The 19,064-nt window shown below is 38.3% G+C and carries 14 protein-coding genes and 1 pseudogene; 7 read left to right on the forward strand and 8 right to left on the reverse strand.

All coding sequences use genetic code 11. The features are described 5' to 3' along the window. Window positions 1-125 precede the first annotated feature (125 nt). Window positions 126-2,264 carry a SurA N-terminal domain-containing protein gene (locus ABR854_RS16400; protein WP_350266581.1) on the forward strand — a complete coding sequence of 713 codons (2,139 nt, stop codon included), beginning with the start codon at window positions 126-128 and terminating at the stop codon, window positions 2,262-2,264. 184 nt (window positions 2,265-2,448) lie between these two features. On the opposite strand, the gene ABR854_RS16405 is transcribed toward ABR854_RS16400, so the two are convergent. Then, the gene (locus ABR854_RS16405) at window positions 2,449-4,458 is read right to left on the reverse strand and encodes a kojibiose hydrolase (RefSeq protein ID WP_502881209.1); all 2,010 of its coding nucleotides are present in this window, start codon (window positions 4,456-4,458) and stop codon (window positions 2,449-2,451) included. 174 nt (window positions 4,459-4,632) lie between these two features. On the opposite strand from ABR854_RS16405, the gene ABR854_RS16410 reads away from it, so the two are divergent. Continuing rightward, window positions 4,633-5,478, forward strand: coding sequence for a c-type cytochrome (locus tag ABR854_RS16410; RefSeq protein WP_350266584.1), 846 nt, complete (start codon window positions 4,633-4,635; stop codon window positions 5,476-5,478). A gap of 104 nt (window positions 5,479-5,582) precedes the next feature. Here the strand turns inward: ABR854_RS16410 and ABR854_RS16415 are convergent, their stop codons facing one another. From ABR854_RS16415 to ABR854_RS16430, 4 genes are all read right to left on the reverse strand, one after another. Further along, on the reverse strand, window positions 5,583-7,142 hold the full coding sequence (locus ABR854_RS16415) for an outer membrane beta-barrel protein (protein WP_350266586.1): 1,560 nt from the start codon (window positions 7,140-7,142) through the stop codon (window positions 5,583-5,585). Window positions 7,143-7,184: 42 nt separating this feature from the next. Next, window positions 7,185-7,736: an RNA polymerase sigma factor gene (locus ABR854_RS16420; protein ID WP_350266588.1), complete on the reverse strand. Its 552-nt coding sequence runs from the start codon at window positions 7,734-7,736 to the stop codon at window positions 7,185-7,187. A gap of 171 nt (window positions 7,737-7,907) precedes the next feature. Beyond that, window positions 7,908-8,633 (reverse strand): hypothetical protein, encoded by a 726-nt coding sequence (locus ABR854_RS16425; RefSeq protein ID WP_350266590.1) that lies wholly within the window; start codon window positions 8,631-8,633, stop codon window positions 7,908-7,910. A 146-nt stretch (window positions 8,634-8,779) separates the two neighbouring features. Continuing rightward, entirely contained in the window at window positions 8,780-10,447 is a 1,668-nt protein-coding gene (locus tag ABR854_RS16430; protein ID WP_350266592.1) for a glutamine--tRNA ligase/YqeY domain fusion protein, read from the reverse strand. Window positions 10,448-10,695: 248 nt separating this feature from the next. Between ABR854_RS16430 and ABR854_RS16435 the strand changes: the two genes are divergently transcribed. After that, window positions 10,696-11,538 carry an N-acetylglucosamine kinase gene (locus ABR854_RS16435; protein ID WP_350266594.1) on the forward strand — a complete coding sequence of 281 codons (843 nt, stop codon included), beginning with the start codon at window positions 10,696-10,698 and terminating at the stop codon, window positions 11,536-11,538. Between the two features lie 22 nt (window positions 11,539-11,560). On the opposite strand, the gene ABR854_RS16440 is transcribed toward ABR854_RS16435, so the two are convergent. The 3 genes from ABR854_RS16440 to ABR854_RS16450 all read right to left on the reverse strand — a co-directional run bounded on the left by ABR854_RS16440 (window position 11,561) and on the right by ABR854_RS16450 (window position 16,485). Continuing rightward, on the reverse strand, window positions 11,561-13,618 hold the full coding sequence (locus ABR854_RS16440) for a ComEA family DNA-binding protein (protein ID WP_350266596.1): 2,058 nt from the start codon (window positions 13,616-13,618) through the stop codon (window positions 11,561-11,563). 112 nt (window positions 13,619-13,730) lie between these two features. Beyond that, window positions 13,731-14,981: an MFS transporter gene (locus ABR854_RS16445; RefSeq protein WP_350266597.1), complete on the reverse strand. Its 1,251-nt coding sequence runs from the start codon at window positions 14,979-14,981 to the stop codon at window positions 13,731-13,733. Window positions 14,982-15,123: 142 nt separating this feature from the next. Beyond that, window positions 15,124-16,485 (reverse strand): deoxyguanosinetriphosphate triphosphohydrolase, encoded by a 1,362-nt coding sequence (locus ABR854_RS16450; RefSeq protein WP_350266599.1) that lies wholly within the window; start codon window positions 16,483-16,485, stop codon window positions 15,124-15,126. Window positions 16,486-16,720: 235 nt separating this feature from the next. On the opposite strand from ABR854_RS16450, the gene hisH reads away from it, so the two are divergent. The 4 genes and pseudogenes from hisH to ABR854_RS16470 all read left to right on the forward strand — a co-directional run bounded on the left by hisH (window position 16,721) and on the right by ABR854_RS16470 (window position 19,048). After that, window positions 16,721-17,335: an imidazole glycerol phosphate synthase subunit HisH gene (gene hisH / locus ABR854_RS16455; RefSeq protein ID WP_350266601.1), complete on the forward strand. Its 615-nt coding sequence runs from the start codon at window positions 16,721-16,723 to the stop codon at window positions 17,333-17,335. An 87-nt stretch (window positions 17,336-17,422) separates the two neighbouring features. Next, window positions 17,423-18,145: a 1-(5-phosphoribosyl)-5-[(5-phosphoribosylamino)methylideneamino]imidazole-4-carboxamide isomerase gene (gene hisA / locus ABR854_RS16460; RefSeq protein ID WP_350266603.1), complete on the forward strand. Its 723-nt coding sequence runs from the start codon at window positions 17,423-17,425 to the stop codon at window positions 18,143-18,145. A gap of 18 nt (window positions 18,146-18,163) precedes the next feature. After that, window positions 18,164-18,579, forward strand: a pseudogene (locus ABR854_RS16465) (GxxExxY protein). Window positions 18,580-18,604: 25 nt separating this feature from the next. Further along, the gene (locus tag ABR854_RS16470) at window positions 18,605-19,048 is read left to right on the forward strand and encodes a GNAT family N-acetyltransferase (protein ID WP_350266605.1); all 444 of its coding nucleotides are present in this window, start codon (window positions 18,605-18,607) and stop codon (window positions 19,046-19,048) included. The last annotated feature ends 16 nt before the right edge of the window (window positions 19,049-19,064 follow it).

A 19,064-nucleotide genomic window follows, 5' to 3' on the forward strand; every position in this document is an offset into this window, starting at 1 on the left:
GGATTTCCTTGATAATCTATATGAATCTGCTTATTTTTGCACCTCAATTTTTTTGAAAAAAATAAAGAAACAATAATCAGGCATTTAAACAGTCCTAAAAGTCCAGTAATAAATTAAAAAAACAAATGGCTTTAATTAACAAAATTCGTGAACGTTCAGGTGTTGCAGTCGTAGTTATCGCAATTGCACTCATTTTATTCATTGTCGGAGGAGATTTATTCGGAGGAAATGGTAAAAGTGGCTTGTTTAGTAGTAATGATAATAAAATTGGTGAAATTGCAGGTACCAGTATTGACTACCAAGCATTTCAAGCAAAATTAGATGTAGCTCGTGCCAATTATGAGCAACAAGCTGGAAGAGCTCTACAAGAGCAAGAAATTCAGCAATTACGTAGCCAAGTTTGGGAACAAATGATTTTTGACATTACTTACAAAGCTGAATTCGAGAAACTCGGCTTGAAGGTTACGCCAGATGAGCTTCGTGAAATGGTTCAAGGGACAAAAAACCTTAGCCCAATCATTAAGCAACAATTTACTGACCCACAAACTGGACAATATGACCGTAACCGTCATATAGAGTTTATCAATGCTGCTGCTGCAAACCAATTGCCAGCTCAACAAAAACTCGCTTGGGACCAAATCAAAGAACAAGCAATTCAACAACGTTTGCTGGAGAAATACAATGCGTTGCTTTCTTCGTCTTCGTTTGTAACAACTGCCGAAGCTAAAAGAGAATACGATGCAACAGCTACTAAAGCAGATGCTCGCTATTTATATGTGCCTTTCACAAGTATCATCGACACTACTATCAAAGTAACTGATAGCCAATTGTCAGATTATTTGAGCAAACACAAAGAAGAGTTTAAAGGATATGATAGCCGCTCATTTGATTATGTTGTGTATCAAGTAATGCCTACTAAAGAAGATAGTGCTGCTTTATACGAAGACATTAAAAACTATGCTAAAGGTTTAGCTGCTGCTCCAAATGCAAAATCGTATGCTGAACTAAATTCTGATAGCCGTGTGCCTTACGAGCGTAGTGCAAATGAATTGACTCCTACATTGAAAGCAGCTCTCGCAACTGCCATTCAAGGTGCTGTTATCGGACCATTCAAAGAAGATAATACTTACTCAATTTACAAATATGAAGGAACTGCAGTAGATTCACTTTATACGGCTCGTGCAAGTCATATCTTAATCCGTGCTGATAAAACTGCTCCAGATTCTGTAAAAGCTGCTGCTCGTACAAAAGCACAGGACATCTTGAACCAATTGAAACAAGGTGCTGACTTCGCAACTTTGGCTCGTGCAAACAGCCAAGATGGTTCGGCTCAACAAGGTGGAGATTTAGGTACATTCAAAAACAATGGTACAATGGTAAAACCATTTGAAACTGCTGTATTTGCAATGGGTGGTGCTGGTTTAGTACCAAATGTAGTTGAAACTGATTTCGGCTATCATATCATTAAAGTAACAGAAGGAAAGTCGAATACTAAATATAAAATCGCTACTCTCAGCCGTGAGTTACAAGCGAGCGAAAGCACAAGAAATGCCATCTATCAAAAAGCTGAAACATTGCGTGCAAGTAGCAGCTCTAAAGAAGCATTTGAAGCGGCAGTTAAAAAAGATGGTAAATTGGTTATCTTGAAAGCAGATAAAGTTTTTCCTGAGGCTTCAACATTTAATACTATCCAAAATGCACGTGAAGTTGTATTGTGGGCATTTAATAATGATACAAGCGTAGGCGAAGTTTCTGACCGTGTATTTGAAGTAGGTGATAACTTTATCATTGCGGCAGTAACGGCTAAAACTGAAAAAGATAGCCCTAAAGCTGAGGACTTCAAAGATGCGATTACTGCTAAAGTTCGTAATGAAATAAAGGCAGAGCAAATCTTGAAAAAGCTTGGAACTCCATCGGGTGCTTTAGAGCAAGTAGCTCAAAAATACGGTGCTGGTGCTTTGGTTGAAACTGCAACAGACATCAACTTGATGGCTGGTATGTTGACATCTCCAGGAATTGACCCAATTGCTATCGGTAAAATCTTTGGTTTACAAACAGGCAAACGTTCTAAGCCATTTGTTGGTGAAAACGGTGTATTTGTAGTTGAGACAACTAAACTTACAAAAGCTCCTGAAATTGCTGATTATACACAATACAAAAACCAAATCACACAACGTAATGGTGGATATGGTGCTTCGTATATGGCAAATCAAGCAATCCGTGATAACGCAAACATCAAAGATAACAGAGCTAAATTCTTCTGATAATCTTAGAAAATAGATTTTTAGAAAGGAGAAATGTCGAAAGGTATTTCTCCTTTTTTTATGATTAAGTTGATATGTAATATTAACGATGGCAAGGCTCGAAGCCTTGCCATCGTTGTTTTTGGTAAAAATAAAAGCCCCAGTGTATGTACTGAGGCTTTCAAATAAATCTTACTCAATAATTTTACTTCACCGTAAAAGCCTTTTTCTCAACGCCAACACCTTTCAAAGTCAAAGATTTCCAATGTTGTGGAAGTTTTGTTTTTAGTTGGATGATTCCTGCATCGGTAAAATCAAGTCCACCCCAACCATTAATGAGCGTTTGTAAATATCCACCTGCTCCTGTCGAAAAATAAGGATTTGTTCCGCCAGCGGTTTCGGCCAGAACTCCAAATGGTGGAACTTCATTAGGTTTATAACTATCCATATATTGTTTGTAGGCAGTTTCGGTATCTCCCAAACGAGCATTTAAGATAGAAAACACACCATGTGCCATAGCGGGGCTTTGTCCTTTTCTTCCTGGAAGGTTATCGGCCAAAACTTTCCAATAAAAATCTAAATCTTTCTTGATTGTAGCTGGGTCAGTGATTTGTTTCATTGGGTAAGAAAGTAAATTTACATCGCCTTGCTTGATAGGCTCGCCGTTATAAGAAGCGTGTTCACGAGTTGTGCCATCAGGAAACTTCAAAATTACAAGTCCGTCTTGCACTTCTTTCCATTTTGGGTTTTCGGGAAGACCAAGTTCTTTAGCAGCTTGGTTGGCGTAGCCCAAAACTTCTTTTGCCATACCGTTTGTATAGGCATTATCATCCACATTTTCAGCCCATTCGTCAGCACAAACTACATTGATAATGTGGTACTTTCCATCGTTGCCTTTTTCTACACGACTTACCCAAAAATCAGCAACTTCTTTTAGCATTGGGTAGGCACGGTCTTTCAGCCAATTTTTATCTTTCGTTACTTGATAATACTTCCAAAAAGCAAAACCCACATCACCTGTAATATGGTGCTGGAATGGCCCCGTTAAAGCCCATACAGGCGTTGATTCCTGCCCTGAATCGTCAGATTCCCACGGAAACATCGCTCCTTGATAACCGTGTGCTTTCGCATTGTATTTGGCAGCTTGTAAACGCTCAAAACGATATTCGAGTAATGATTTTGCTAATTCTGGTTTCATTGCCAATAGCGGAGGGAACATCCAAATTTCAGTATCCCAAAAAACGTGACCATTATAACCTAAACCCGATAAACCCATTGGCGAGAGACTATAAGCTTGTCCTTCACGGCAAAACGAGTACAGGTTATACAATGAAAAACGTGCTGCACGTTGAGCTTCATCGTCACCTTCAATGATGATGTCTGACTCCCAAAGTTTTGCCCATGCTTCTTTGTGTTTTTTGAGTAAACGCTCACGTTTTTCGAGTGCTGCAAAGATTGTCAGACGTTCAGCTTCATTGTGTGGGTCGGTTACATAGGCAGTCGAAATTACCGACCCAACCACCGAAAATTTGTAGGTTTCACCTGCTTTTAGTTTTTTCGTAAACTTCATTCGGTGCATTCCGTTGTCCCATTCTTCGTGAATCAATTGGGGTTCTTTTCCTCGTTCTTCTTCAAACAAAAATGAGTTTGATGCCGCAATTGTGTGTTTTCCCGTAGGTGTTTTTGCAACCGAAGTCATCAGAGGAATCAGTGAGTGCGGTCGGTCGATGGTATGGAAGAAATTCTGTACATCACGCAACATATCGGGCGTTTGCATGATACTGATGGGCGTAAATTCAATGTCTTGTTTCGCCGTAATTTCCATTTCAATCAATGCCGAATGTGGTAAATGGCGAAGTGCAAGCACATTCGATTTGACAGCAGCCTTACTTCCCATGTCGAAAGTTGTAGTAAAAATGGCATTTTGCATATCAATCGTTTGTACGAAATTGCTAATGTTATTACGGTTAATCATTTGATTATCAATGATTAACTCCATGTTAGCAAACTCAAAAACCTTCATGATATTAGCAACACGCCCACGTCCATAAGTGTCGAATGTACCATTTAGAACGATTTCTTTTACTTTGAGTGGGTCAGGTGAAGACGTAATTCCGACCATACCATTGGCCACCGTAACGCCATAATAATTGTTGGGGTCGAAGTTTTTGGCAGAGATGTGCCATTGTGCAAGCGTTGGTGTGCATACACTCATACATAGCAGCAGTGTGCAGATGTGCTGCCACAAATTTGTTTTTTTCATAGGTTAAATTTTGTTTAATTGAGCATAAATATAGTATTTTTTAGATAACCGAAGAAAAACTCATTATTTAAACAAAGAATTTGGCTACTTTTATAGTCAAATCCATATCCTCAAAAATATTTATTTATGAAAAAAGTTGTTGTATTTGCTTTATTATCAGCCTTGTATGTTTCGTGCGATAGTTCACAAAAAAACGCTAAAAAAGATTCGTTGCAAGTGGCAAAACTGGCCATTGAAGAAACGCCTGTCAATGACTCGCTAACTATTGATTTATTAGATTTAAGAGAAAAAGGTTTACTAAAAAATACTCAAATTGTTAAGATTAAGCCTGACCCAGTTTATCATAAAAATAAGCGTTTCAATGCTTTGCCTCTGAAAGATATTTTAGAAAAATATTCTTCAATGAAAAGAATGAATGCGGCTGATTTGAAAGTAGTTTTTGAATGCGAAGATGGTTATAAGCCCGAAATGCCTTTAGAAAAATTGCTTTCGGCAAAAGCATATTTGGCAGTAAGCGATGCCGATGCTCCGAAAGGTCGTGAATGGGAAATGCTCGAAAAAAATGGTCAAGAAACTAAAATGGAGCCTTTTTATGTGGTTTATGAAGGAGTTTCGGGCGATGATATTAGTTATAAATGGCCGTACAATTTAGTGAAAATACACCTTGCTCCACTTCACGAAAACGATGCTGCTCTCAAACCCAAAGAAGAATCGGCTTTGGCAGGTTATGAAATATTTAATAATCGTTGCCAAACTTGCCATGCCATCAATAAAATTGGCGGAAAAATGGGGCCAGAACTTAATTACCCGAAAAGCGTAACAGAATATTGGAAAACCGATGATTTGAAGGCTTTTATTCAAAATCCCGCGAGTTACAGAAATGATGTTAAAATGCCAAATTTGGGTATAAAACCTGAAGAAGCGACCGAAATTGTGAAGTATTTAAGCTACATGAGCGAACATAAATTGTAGAAATTTAAAGAATTAGCGATTGATAATTAGAGATTGTTGATTGAAGATGGGTATTGTTTATCAAAATTACATCAAAACTCAACAATCTATAATCAAATCCTTAATTAAAAACGATAATTCAAACCGTAATTTAGTCCAAACATTTTCAGACGCATTTGTAAGGCTGTTGAGTTATTAATACCCGAAAACAATGAATGCTGGTAAGAACTTCCCAGGTTTAGTTGCCAATGTCGGCTAATCAGATAGCTTGCTCTTACGCCTCCTAAACCGCTCAAATTCAGTGGTTTATAGATATTACTCGATGTATTGATAGTACTTTTCTCTTGTAAAATACTATTATCATTGATGATAGTATTCTTTAAGAAAATATCCGTCGAAACACCCGCTAAAATATTTAATGCAACCTTTTTCGATAATCCAATTTCATAACCAACTTGCATCGGAATCATCAAGTATTCATAGCGATTACCAAATTGGGAAGCATCAGCCACTACCGTATTGATTTGCTTATTAGCAAACTGCATATCTTGATTGGAAGAATTTTGTAATAGATAATCAGCCAAGAAAGTATTTGCATAACCATTTTGTTGGAAAGCATAAGTATTGCTATTCAGCGTAGAGTTTCCACGCAAATATCTGATTCCGCTTTCAAAATTCCATTTTTTTGAGATCTTGTAGCCCATCGCTACGCCTGTATTTATACCAATTCCAGCCCTAATTGCATTTTGTGGCTGAGAAACCATTACGTTTCCTTGTTTATCTCCAGCCGAAGGAGAAGCCCCAACCGAAGGCGTATTTGACATATTTGCATAAGCATCGGCTTGTGCTAAAGCAACGGTATTTAAGCCACCGAGTTTCATGTTTGGGTCAAAAGGTGAAACGCCAGATTGAAGACCTAACCAAAATTTAGAATCGTTTGAAGCCACAACGGGAGCCTCTGTCTCTTCGCTTTCAAATACTAATTTATTTCGTTTCAAAGTATAACGGCTTCCTAAATACTGAAAATCACGGTGTTTTAATAAAGCCCAATCTGCAATTCCTTGATGCTCATTTTGAGCTAACAAAGTAGTTTTATCTGATTGATTATCAGTTGTTTGAATAATAGTCTTGTCTGAAGCTTGACTATTGTTTTTGTCAATATTGACAACCATATCACCAACGTTAGTGTTTACAGTACTAACAGCTGCTAACATCAACTGATTGTTTTGGATAGATTTTTTAAAGTTAGTAACACGTTTGTTTATATCATTTTCGGCCAAAGCGAGTGTTTGCTTATCGTTATAGTTTTCAATTGGGAAGCTCGGCTCGGTAACACTTGCTGATGACGAAGCAAGATTTTCTATGTTTGCTTCAGCGGTATTTGACTGATTATTGGTGTTTTGAGATTTTGATGGAACCTTTGGCGTATTTCCACTAACGCTTGCCAATGGCGTTTTTGAATCTTGTTGATTGAAAAATAAGATTCCTCCCAAAGCCAAAACTAAGGTTGCTGCTACGCCAGCCAGCATGGCTGACGGTCGAAGGAAAAATAAGAATGGGCGACGTTTTTTTCGCTCTAAATCCTGCTCAATTCGCTCCCACATATCGCTTGGAGGAGCAAAAGAAGCATCATTAAATGCTTTTTGCCATTCTTCTTCAAAATTACTTGGCTTCTGTGAGTCCATTTGTTTCTACGAAAAAACAGTTTCGTATCTTTTACTTAATATTTATTTGATAGCTTTGGGTGCAATACCTATCGCTTTTAATTTTGCTTGTAACAGTGTTCTCGCCCTCGAATATTGTGATTTTGATGTTCCTTCGGTAACGCCCAGCATATTCGCAATTTCGTTGTGCTGATAACCTTCAATGGCGTATAAGTTGAAAATCGTTCGGCAACCATCGGGCAAACTCTGCACTATTTCCATTAATTGCTCAAACTCAAAACCTGAAAGCGTAAATTCATCTTGCTCTACTTCGTCAGAAATCAACTGACTATCAGTGTGTTCCATGTAATTTGGCTGACTTTGTAATTGTTTCAAGGCGGTATTGACTACAATTTTTCTGAGCCATGCTTCGAGCGGACAATCAAATCGGAAACTATCAATTTTCTGATAAATCTTGATAAACGAATCTTGCAAAACATCTTCGGCATCACTTCGGTGTTTCATGTAACGCATAGCCGTAGCGAACAACTTACTGGCAAAACGCTCGTAAAGTTGCCGTTGGGCTGGTCGTTCTTGGCGAATACAAGCCTGTATTAATTCTTGTTCGCTATACATGAAAAGGGTATAAGTTATGCTCCAACCTAATCGTTTTTAAGGGTTGCTGTGAATAAGACCCCGTTTATTTTAAAATGGTTGGAAGTTGGTTGAAAATATTTTAATCACTATACAATTTAAGCAAAAAAAAGCCCCTCAAAAAACTGAGAGGCTAATTCTTTCTGATGTTTTTTACTTCATAAGGTATTCTGGAGCAATTTTATCATTAAAAATAACCGAAGTTGTTACTTTCAAGTTTCTTTTATCAATACTGCTCAGATACGTCGATTCTGTCGGGAATTTTACACCGTAGGCAGTATCTCCGTATTTGGTATAATCTTCGGTAATTACTTCACCTGTACTTAAAGTGAGTTTTTTTCTCATTAAAAGCCCAGTTGTTTCATCAAAATAGAGATTATATTTGATGCCTTTACCGCTCAATTCTACATGAGTTGTTTTTACGTTATTAATGGTTTCGCTACCAACTACGGTTGCAATATAGCCTTTGGTTTGGTAGTCAAGAAAAGGCAAAATATTTTCCTTTAATTCTCTACGCATATTTTCTTGCTCCTTATCACTCAATGTGTTTGTTTCATATTGCGTTGCTTTGTCAGAGCTACCAAGTGGCACTTTTCTCCAACCTTCTTGACCTTTGATTCCGAAAATAAATGTACGCTTTAAGATAGTTTTTGCTTTATAAAGAGCAGCTTCGCTGAAAGAACCTTTTAGCTCAATATCATAATCAGCCGCTGAATTTCCACGATATGCCTGCTTGATTGAATAAGTCGAGATACCATCCCAAAGTGCTTTTCCACCCGTTGCTTCAATATGTTTACTGAAAATTTCATCAGCTTTTTGGGCAAAAGTGCCAAGACTAATGAATATAAAAGCGAAGATTTTTATTGCTGTGTTTTTCATCGTAAGGATTTTTATTTGTTGTGACTAATAACGTATTTTTTAGAGAAATTGTATAATTGTAGCTGAAAATATGTTTTATAAACTAAGAAACCTGCAAAGCCTTGAGTATTAGACTTCGCAGGTTTTAGATGGTTTAATCTATTATTTTATTTGCCCGCTTCTTTGGCCCATGTATCTTTCAAACCAACGGTTTTGTTGAAAACCAAAGCGTCGGCTGTCGAATCTGGGTCTAAGCAGAAATATCCTTTGCGTAAGAATTGATATGGTGTATCGAGCGTTGCATTTTTGAGTGCAGGCTCAACTTTTGCCGTAATTACTTGTAATGACTCTGGATTGAGGTATTCTTTGAAATCGCCATCTTCACGGCTTGGGTCTTCTACCTTAAACAATCGGTCGTAAAGTCTTACTTCCGCATCAACGGCTTGTGCTTCCGAAACCCAGTGAATTGTTCCTTTTACATTAATACCCGAAGTATCGTTTCCGCTTCGTGAGTTTTCGATGTATGAGCAGTGAAGTTCAATGATTTCGCCGTTTTCATCTTTCACTATATCATCACACTTAATAATATAGGCGTGTTTCAAACGAACCATTAAGCCTGGCCCTAAACGGAAGTATTTTTTCGTCGGGTTTTCCATGAAATCTTCTTTTTCAATCAAAATTTCACGGCTAAACGGCATAATTCTCGAACCACTTTCGTGGTCTTCGGGGTTATTTTCGGCAGTTAATTCCTCAATTTGTCCTTCTGGATAGTTCGTAATCACCACTTTGATTGGGTCAAGCACGGCCATTACACGAGTGGCAACTTTATTGAGGTGTTCACGAACACAGAATTCTAATAAACTTACATCAATCAAATTATCACGCTTGGCAATACCGATACGGTCGCAGAACTCACGAATCGCTTCGGGCGTATATCCACGACGACGCATTCCTGAAATAGTAGGCATCCGAGGATCGTCCCAACCTGTTACGAAGTTTTCGTTGACGAGTTGTAATAATTTACGCTTACTCGTAATGGCATAAGAAAGATTCAAACGAGCAAATTCATATTGTTTTGAAGGGAAAATCTCCAAACTTTCGATACACCAATCGTAAAGCTCACGGTGAGGAACAAACTCCAACGTACAGATTGAGTGTGTAATTTGCTCAATCGAATCAGATTGACCATGGGCAAAATCATACATCGGATAAATACACCACTTATCGCCCGTACGGTGGTGCGTGGCAAATTTTATGCGGTAAATGATAGGGTCACGCATGAGCATGTTCGTAGAAGCCATATTGATTTTGGCTCTCAAAACTCTCGTTCCTTCGGCAAACTCGCCATTTTTCATACGCACAAACAAATCAAGGTTTTCTTCGATTGTTCGTTCACGATATGGGCTATTGATACCCGCAACGGTTGGTGTACCTTTCATGGCTGCCATTTCTTCCGACGTGCTATCATCGACATAAGCCAAGCCTTTTTTGATAAGTTTCAGGGCAAATTCGTATAGTTGGTCGAAATAATCAGACGCATATAGTTCCTCAGCCCAATCGAAACCAAGCCATTTTACATCGGCCTTGATAGACTCGACGTATTCGGTTTCTTCGGTTACTGGGTTTGTATCATCAAATCGAAGGTTTGTTTTTCCACCGTATTTCTGGGCAACTCCAAAATTCAAACAGATAGATTTAGCATGACCAATGTGCAAGTAGCCGTTTGGCTCAGGAGGGAAACGGGTCAAAACCCGACCATCATTTTTGCCTGCTGCGAGGTCATCTTCGATAATTTGTTCAATAAAATTTAATGGTTTTTCAGTCGCTTCTGCCATGATTCTGTAAGTGGTGATGTTGCTATGTTGCGAATTTAACTATTTTTTAAGTTTAAAGTTGGGAAGTATCCATTTAACGCAAGAATTTATTGAATTAATGAAATAAAAAATTAAAAATGTTATGTTTTTAAGTAGGACAAGTTTCTAACTTGTCAGTACGTAGAATATGTTTTTACATTATTTACGCTATCGACAGGTTGCAAACCTGTCCTACATTTCTGATATTTACAACAAAAAACATTTCCTCCATGATTCTGATAGCAGATAGCGGCTCAACCAAAACCGATTGGCGAATTTTAGACCAAAATGAAGTAATTGCACAAATGCAGACCGTCGGGTTTAATCCATACTATCAAGATGCCGATTCGATTGCCAACGAACTAAAAGCCAATCTTTTGCCGCTCTGCACGAAGGAAGTAACACAAGTTTTTTATTACGGAACGGGTGTAACTAATGAAGAAAAAGCAGGCGTAATTAAGGAAGCCATTTTGAAAGTTTTCCCGACTTGCCAGCAAATTGAAGCTCAAAGCGATGTCGTAGGTGCGGCACGAGCAGCGTGCGGAAAAGCAACAGGAATTGCATGTATTTTGGGAACTGGCTCAAATTCCATCTATTTTGATGGTGAAAAAACAGGATTTCAGATTCCACCGTTAGGTTTTTGGCTGGGCGATGAAGGTAGTGGTGGACATTTGGGTAAAAGTCTATTGTTGAGTTATTTACACAAAGAAATGCCGCTCAAAATTAGAGCAAAGTTTGAAGAAAAGTACGGAACAATGGATAGGCTGACGGTTCTTGAAAATGCGTATCATAAACCTTTCCCAAATCGTTATTTTGCTACCTTTTCAAGGTTTTTGTTTGATAATCTCGAAGATGATTTTTGCAGCAATTTAGTGGAAAACTGCTTCCTACAATTTTTTGAAAAATACATTCTAAAATACCCGATGTGTCACGAAATCAACGTAAGTTTTGTGGGTTCGGTGGCTTTTTACTACAAAGATTTATTGATAAAAGTAGCTGATAGTCAAGGTATTAAACTCGGCAGAATATTAGGAACCCCAATTAATGGTTTAGTAGAGTTTCATCAGTCGTAACACAATTTTCTAAATTGTATTTTTAAAACGAATACCTAATCTGTGCTTTCACTTCGCTACGATGCGGAGCATTGATTAAATCTGTGCCGCTTCCGATTGTGTTTACATTGCTGAGTTGAGTACGTGCATAACGCACCCATAAATCAAGATTTCGAGTGAGGCCATACCGAGCTACTAAATACGTCCGAATGCCCTTGCCCGAATACGCTGGTAACGAAACTGCATAAAGCACGTCGTTTTCATAGACATAGATTCTCGAATCATAATCGTCGGTATTATAATAAGCAATTCTGCCTTTGAGTTGTAATTTTCGGATTGAGCCTTCGAGGTCTTGCATAATTGCATAACCTTTTGATTGTGAGCGAGTTTCGTATTGATAAGTGTTTAACTGCACACGGGTTTGAGTCTTGAAAACTCGATTAACCGAATACTCAAAATTTGCCAAAATACTTTGTCGCATCACGTTTACAACTACATCGGTCACCGTTGAATTATTGGGCAAGTTTTTACCTTTGTGTTCTTCGTGATATTGCACATAAAACAAGGCTTTTTTATTTGGCTGATAAGTCATTCGGAGCAAATAATCGAAACCACCAGAAGGAGCATCGACCAAATACCTGAGCCACGGAAACTGGAAACGGTCATAGAAAGCACTGAAGGTCAAACCTTTTTTTGGTGAATATTTCAGCCCCCAATAGATGCCTCGTTCGTTGATATTTCTGCTTCCTTCGCTCAGCCCGTTGGCATAAAAACTATGAAAGTTTTTATCGAAATTTCTGATATTTACTGCCCATTCAACTTGTCGGCTGAGGGCTGCAACAAAACCACCAATCGCCCCGATGCCACCACTACTTGAGCGAGCCGCTTCGCCAAAGAAATTGAAGTTTTGCCAAGTATAAGTAAAGTTTGTACCGATAACCAAGTTTTGTTTCCCCGAAAACTCAAATTTATTATACAAAACTGGGTTCCGTTGTAGCGTAGCATCAAATTGTGTGTTGAGTAAAGTTGCTCCTATTTGCCCATTTCTGAACGGAAAAGTGGCATTTACGCCAATATTTTGCTCAGTTAATTGATTTTTTCGAGCCAATTCGGTTTCGGTTCGGTGATAACCTCCCGTTAGAACCGAGCTAAAGTAATCTTCTCGTTCACCACTATCATCGCTGATGCTGGCGTCTCGTTTTGTGTATGAATAAAAGCCTGTTAAGTCGATTTTGCCAAGTTGATAAGTGGCAGCTGCTCCTCTAAAATAGCCTCCTTCGAGCAACGAACCGTAAGGGCGAACGCCCAAATTACTACGGCGAGTAGTGGCAATGGCTTCGCTACTTTTGCCCAACGAAAACCCAGCTGACATGATTAGACCTTGCCCAAATTGTGCTTGATAATCGCCCAGAACTAAGTTTTTGAGTTTGCCTTTATTGCGAAGTTGAAAATGAAATGTGTAGAAATCAAGGTAGTTTTTTTCGCCAGCATCTTTTTCTACAATAAAACCTACTTGAAAATCTTTCGGGTGGCTTAGGCGATAGCGGGCGTAAAGATGCTGCGGCGAACCAAGATATTTTCCTTCTTCGAAACCCCTTGATTTTTCTAAAACTTGCGAATTCCTCAACACAAAATAATGGTCAGTAGCATTAGTTAGCCGATTTTTTAAGTCTCCGACCGAAAACTTATATTTTATGTCAACGAAAGGTAAGAGCTTGTTTATTGTCTCCAAATCAAGATTCTGTACGGCTTGGAGTTCGTAAATGCTCAGAAAATCGCCGTTTTGTTCTCGATGGTCAAGAATACTTTTTATCTGAATCTGTGAAAGTACATAGAGCGAAGCTAAATCTTCGGCAGTGGCAGTATTTAGATTGAGTGGATTTTGGTAAAGTTGGTAAAGCGACTCGTAAAGATCTTCGTAGTTGATGTTTTCTTGCTGAACAGGAAAAACTCGCTGAATAAATTCATCCAAATTAATATCCGTTCGTGGTCGATTTTGGGCAAAAGATATAGTTTCTGAAAAAACAAAAAACACCATCAAAGCAATTTTGACGGGTTTATTCTTAAAAAAGTCATTTACAACAGCAAAAAGTCGAATCATATTAAATAGGTTTCGTCTTAGCAAATGTAAAATTTTGTTTTTAAGCTGCCAATAATTGCCCAAAAATCTTTAAATATCCGTTGACTACGTACAGTCAACCGTGGACTTTCAACTATGACTTTTTCTCCAATTTTACATCAAAAAGGTCGCCCGAGCGTAGAAAAATGATAATTGCAAAAACGAGTGTCATCACACCACCAAAAAGCACTGAAGGTACAGCTCCCAAAAGCTTTGCCGCTACGCCCGATTCAAAAGCACCGAGTTCGTTTGAGCAGCTCACAAAAATACCGTTTACGCCACTCACACGCCCACGCATTTCATCGGGTGGAAGTACTTGCAGGATGGTCTGACGTACAATTACGCTAATACTATCGAAAGCCCCAGTTAAAAATAAAGCTGCTGCCGACAGCCAAAAATTAGTAGAAAGTGCAAAAACAATAGTTGCGACACCAAAGCCAGCCACGCCAATGAGCATATTTCGCCACGCTTGGCGAGTCGGTGGGAAATAGGCAGTTCCGAGCATAGTCAATACCGCACCAACGCCTGGAGCGGCACGCAAAATACCTAAACCCTCAGCCCCGACGTGCAACACATCTTTGGCAAAAACTGGCAAAATGGCAATCACTCCGCCAAAAAGTACCGAAAACATATCAAGTAAAATAGCATAAAATAAGATTCGGTTTTTACGCACAAAGTCGATTCCTTCTTTTAGGCTTTGAAATACATTTTGGTGAGTAGCCGACTGCTGAATAGGCTTTTTAGAAATCAGGCTTACCAAAACAAAAGCAATGGCAAACAAAACTATCACCAAAATAAGTGTATTTGTCAAGCCCAACCAACTATATAAAAAACCAGCTGATGCTGGCCCCAAAATCATACCCGATTGCCAAAATTGACTACTCCACGAGGCAGAGTTTGGATAGTGTTCGGCTGGAACTAAAAAAGGTTTGAGCGATGACCACGATGGGCCATAAAACCCACGGGCGATACCCAATATAAAAACAGTTAGATAAACAACAAATTTGATTTGAGAAACATCAAACGAATGATTGGCCGACGGATAAGTAACCCAAAGTAACAGGAAAGAACATAGCACAATTACACCATAACAAAGCTGAATGATAAGCTTTTTATCGCCTCGGTCGGCAAAATATCCACCAAAAAGTGCCAAAGAAATATATGGAATCGCTTCAAAAAGTCCAATTAAACCCAAAGAAAGCGGGTCGTGAGTGATTTCGTACAAATAAAAACTGATAACAACTTCTTGCACCAAAACTGCAACCGTAAATAGAAATTGAGCCGAGATAAAATACCTAAATTCGGGAAAACGGAGAGCTGCGTAAGGGTCTTTGGTTTGCTTCATTCGGATATTTTTATTATTTGATGTAAAAACAACAGTTTTTTTCGGTTTTGAAGTTCCTTAATTTTTCAAATCTAATAATTAAGTGGTTAAACAACTCATATTCCACAATCTGTGGACTGTTGACCGAAGACCGTGGACTATTCTACAACTGCGGAATCTGAATCCCAGTAATTTTTCGATAAAGGTCAATGGCAAATAAATCGGTCATGCCCGATATAAAATCAACTACCGCAAGGATATTCTGATAAACATCTCCGCCTTTCGTAATACCATATTGACTCGGAATCAACTGCAATAATTTTCTTGATTTGGCCGTGTCAGGCTGCAAAACTGCCGAAACAAATTCTTTCAGCAATCCACCAATAATATGATAACCCGCAATTTCGATTTCAATCACCGACTTATCGTTATAGATTTTTTTGATCGAAATCTCATCAATTTTTTTGATTAAAGAGGTAGTTTTTTCATCTAAAAGGTCAATCAAAGGCTTATTGAGCGAGCCGTCGAGTAGCTGTGCTTCGTATTCAAAGAAAATTTCGGTGCATTTTCCTACCAATCTCCCGATGAGCATGGCTCGCAGAAAAGAAAGTTTCTGCTTGTCATCTTCAATCGTATCCACTTTTTCTTTGATAGTTTTTTTCCCTTCTTGCGATTCGAAGAAAGGTTCGAGTAAATCTCTTGCTTCTTGAATCGAAATAATATTTAGTCGGTGAGCATCTTCGAGGTCGATGATTCGATAACAAATATCATCGGCTGCTTCTACCAAAAACACAAAGGGATGGCGAGCAAAAACTGTTTTCTCCTCATTCAAAGCATTGATATTCAGCTCAGTAGCAATGCGTTGATAAAACTCACTTTCGGCATCAAAAAAGCCCGATTTCTTTGCCGAAATAAAACTTTTCTTCTTAAATCCGCTCGTCGAATCGGCAGGATATTTAATGATAGAAGCCAAAGTGGCGTAAGTTAGATTCAGATTACTTTGATTGAAAATCGTTGTCAGAATTCTAAACGCATTGGCATTTCCCTCAAACCATTTGAAATCATTGAACTGGTTTTCGGTCAAGTTTTCGGTCAAAAATTGAAGTTTTTCGCCCTCCAATTCTCTAAAATAGGTACGAATCGCCTCTTCGCCCGAATGTCCGAAAGGGGGGTTTCCAATATCGTGAGCAATACAGGCCGTCATGACCACCGCTGAAAGTTCAAATTTATAAAACTCTATGGCCTCTTGATTCAGTTCATTTTCATATTTTGCCACAATTCTTTCTCCAATTGCTTTCCCGAGCGAGCGTCCAACCGAAGCAACTTCCAAGCTGTGAGTCAAGCGATTATGCACAAAAACTGCCCCAGGTAATGGAAAAACTTGGGTTTTGTTTTGTAAGCGACGAAACTGCGACGAAAAAATCAATCGGTCGTAGTCTCGCATATAGTCAGTGCGGAAATGTTCGTGGGCGTTGCGGTGTTCGGCACCGAGTCGTTTATTAGAAAAAAGAGTCTGCCAATTCATTTTGGGGGTGGTGAAATTTCGCTGCAAGATAACCAATGCCTCAATGATAGGATGATAGAATGAAAGAATATTTTAAAATACTGCCCAATAATTAAACCAAAGCAAGATAAAATATTACTTTTTCAATAAAAATAATGTATTGTCTGTCTATAAGTTTAGATTTGTAATAAATTCTTGAATGAATATATTTCTAATCATTCGCTCATTTTATCATCCTATCATTGAGAATTAAAAATTGAAAGTCGTAATCATAAAATATAACGCAGGCAATGTGCAGTCGGTCATGTATGCTCTTGAGCGTATTGGTGCCAGCTATGAACTTTCGGATAATGCCGAAGTGATTCGCTCTGCCGAACGAATTATTTTCCCAGGTGTAGGCGAAGCTTCAACCGCCATGAAAAGCTTGAGAGAAAATGGTCTCAATAAAGTGATTCCAACGCTTAAACAGCCATTTTTGGGAACTTGCGTAGGAATGCAACTTCTCTGCCAATCATCAGAAGAAAATAATACCGAATGTTTGGGAGTTTTTGATATTCCAATCTTGAAGTTTCCGAGAGTAAAAGGCTTCAAAGTTCCGCAAACGGGTTGGAATAATATTAGCCCCCTAACCCCCGATGGGGGAACAAAAAAAGAGGTTAATCCGCTTTTGAAAGGTTTGCGTGAAAGCGAATATGTCTATTATAACCACGGATATTATGCTCCGCTTTGCGATTATACAGTAGCCAAAACGGATTATATTCTTGAATATTCAGCAATGTTGCAGCGAGACAATTTCTTTGCGGCACAATTTCACTCTGAAATCAGCGGTGATGTAGGCGAACAGATTTTTAAGAATTTCTTGGAGATTTGATGATAGTCATTTATCAAATCGACCAGTTTTATATCTACTTATATTATACTAAATAATAATAAATCCCCTCTTTAGGGGTTAGGAATTATGTTTCAAATCATTCCAGCCATTGACATCATCGACGGTAAATGCGTAAGGCTTACACAAGGTGATTATTCTCAGAAAAAAACTTACAACGAAAATCCACTCGAAGTAGCCAAGATGTTTGAAGATGCGGGCATTAAACGCTTGCATTTGGTTGATTTAGATGGAGCGAAAAATAAAAAAATCACCAACGCTAAGGTTCTCGAAACCATTGCATCAAAAACTAATCTTCACATTGATTTTGGCGGAGGTGTGCAATCGGATGACGACATTCGTTTGGCCTTTGACTGTGGTGCAAAGCAAATCACAGGTGGAAGTATTGCCATTAAAAATCCAGCATTATTTGAAGATTGGCTTAAAAGATTTGGTGGAGAGTCAATTATTTTAGGTGCTGATGCACGCAACGAAAAAATTGCAGTAAGTGGTTGGGAAGAAGATTCGGGCGTTTGGGTATATGATTTTATAGGAGAATGGATTGCCAAAGGCGTAAAATATACTATCAGCACTGATGTAGCCAAAGATGGACTATTACAAGGGCCTTCGGTTGATTTATACAAGAAAATACAAGCACAATTTCCTGATTTACAGGTAATTGCAAGCGGAGGCGTGAGTTCAATGCAAGATTTAGAAGATTTAGCTGAACTCAATATCTTTGGCGTAATCGTCGGTAAGGCCATTTACGAAGGGCGTGTTACTTTGAAAGAGATAGAACGCAGATTTTTATGATTCTTATGATAAGTTATGATGAAAGATTCTGAAATCAACTTTAAACATTCTGAACTTACTGGGCGAACAATTAAGGCTTTTTATAAAGTTTATAATGTATTAGGGTATGGTTTCTTAGAAAAAGTATATGAAAATGCTTTTTTAATAGAGTTAAGAAAATAGGCTTACAATGTTCACAACAATATCCAATTGATGTGTTTTATGAAACAGAAAAAGTGGGTTATTATTACGCTGATATTATCGTAGAAGATAAAATTATACTTGAATTAAAAGCGGCTGAAGCATTGAGTTCAGAACATGAGGCTCAATTAACCAATTATTTGAGAGCGACTCATATTGAAGTAGGACTTTTGATAAATTTTGGGAAAGAGCCTCAATTTAAGAGAAAGGTATTCTCAAATGACCACAAGCCAAATCTTAAAAAATCATCATAATCATAAAAATCAGCGTTCCATAATTATGATTTACGAATACCAAAAAGACGAATACACAATTAGCACCGATAAAACCAAATTACAATTCGATGTAATTCATGGATTTTTATCGACGAGCTATTGGTCGCCTAATATCCCGATGGAAATCGTGAAACGTGCCGCCGAACATTCAATAACTTTTGGCATTTATAAATCAGAAAATCAAGTAGGCTATGCCCGAATCATTTCTGACTATGCTACTTTTGCTTACTTGGCCGATGTTTTTGTTTTAGAGAGCGAAAGAGGCAAAGGTATTTCAAAATGGCTGATGGAATGTATCACACAACAACCTGATTTACAAGGACTTCGCCGATGGATGCTTGCCACTCGTGATGCCCACGGACTTTATGCACAATTCGGCTTTACTCCACTGGATAACCCCGATATAATGATGCAAATTGCCCGACCCAATATTTATAACGAAAAATAATCATACGGTTTCCGAA

The organism is Emticicia sp. W12TSBA100-4 (assembly GCF_040253585.1).
Taxonomy (GTDB): domain Bacteria; phylum Bacteroidota; class Bacteroidia; order Cytophagales; family Spirosomataceae; genus Emticicia.

Coding starts and splice junctions, on each gene's coding strand:
- ABR854_RS16400 (WP_350266581.1), top strand. CDS start 126: ATGGCTTTAATTAACAAAATTCGTGAACGTTCAGGTGTTGCAGTCGTA.
- ABR854_RS16405 (WP_502881209.1), bottom strand. CDS start 4,458: ATGAGTGTATGCACACCAACGCTTGCACAATGGCACATCTCTGCCAAA.
- ABR854_RS16410 (WP_350266584.1), top strand. CDS start 4,633: ATGAAAAAAGTTGTTGTATTTGCTTTATTATCAGCCTTGTATGTTTCG.
- ABR854_RS16415 (WP_350266586.1), bottom strand. CDS start 7,142: ATGGACTCACAGAAGCCAAGTAATTTTGAAGAAGAATGGCAAAAAGCA.
- ABR854_RS16420 (WP_350266588.1), bottom strand. CDS start 7,736: ATGTATAGCGAACAAGAATTAATACAGGCTTGTATTCGCCAAGAACGA.
- ABR854_RS16425 (WP_350266590.1), bottom strand. CDS start 8,633: ATGAAAAACACAGCAATAAAAATCTTCGCTTTTATATTCATTAGTCTT.
- ABR854_RS16430 (WP_350266592.1), bottom strand. CDS start 10,447: ATGGCAGAAGCGACTGAAAAACCATTAAATTTTATTGAACAAATTATC.
- ABR854_RS16435 (WP_350266594.1), top strand. CDS start 10,696: ATGATTCTGATAGCAGATAGCGGCTCAACCAAAACCGATTGGCGAATT.
- ABR854_RS16440 (WP_350266596.1), bottom strand. CDS start 13,618: ATGATTCGACTTTTTGCTGTTGTAAATGACTTTTTTAAGAATAAACCC.
- ABR854_RS16445 (WP_350266597.1), bottom strand. CDS start 14,981: ATGAAGCAAACCAAAGACCCTTACGCAGCTCTCCGTTTTCCCGAATTT.
- ABR854_RS16450 (WP_350266599.1), bottom strand. CDS start 16,485: ATGAATTGGCAGACTCTTTTTTCTAATAAACGACTCGGTGCCGAACAC.
- hisA (WP_350266603.1), top strand. CDS start 17,423: ATGTTTCAAATCATTCCAGCCATTGACATCATCGACGGTAAATGCGTA.
- ABR854_RS16470 (WP_350266605.1), top strand. CDS start 18,605: ATGATTTACGAATACCAAAAAGACGAATACACAATTAGCACCGATAAA.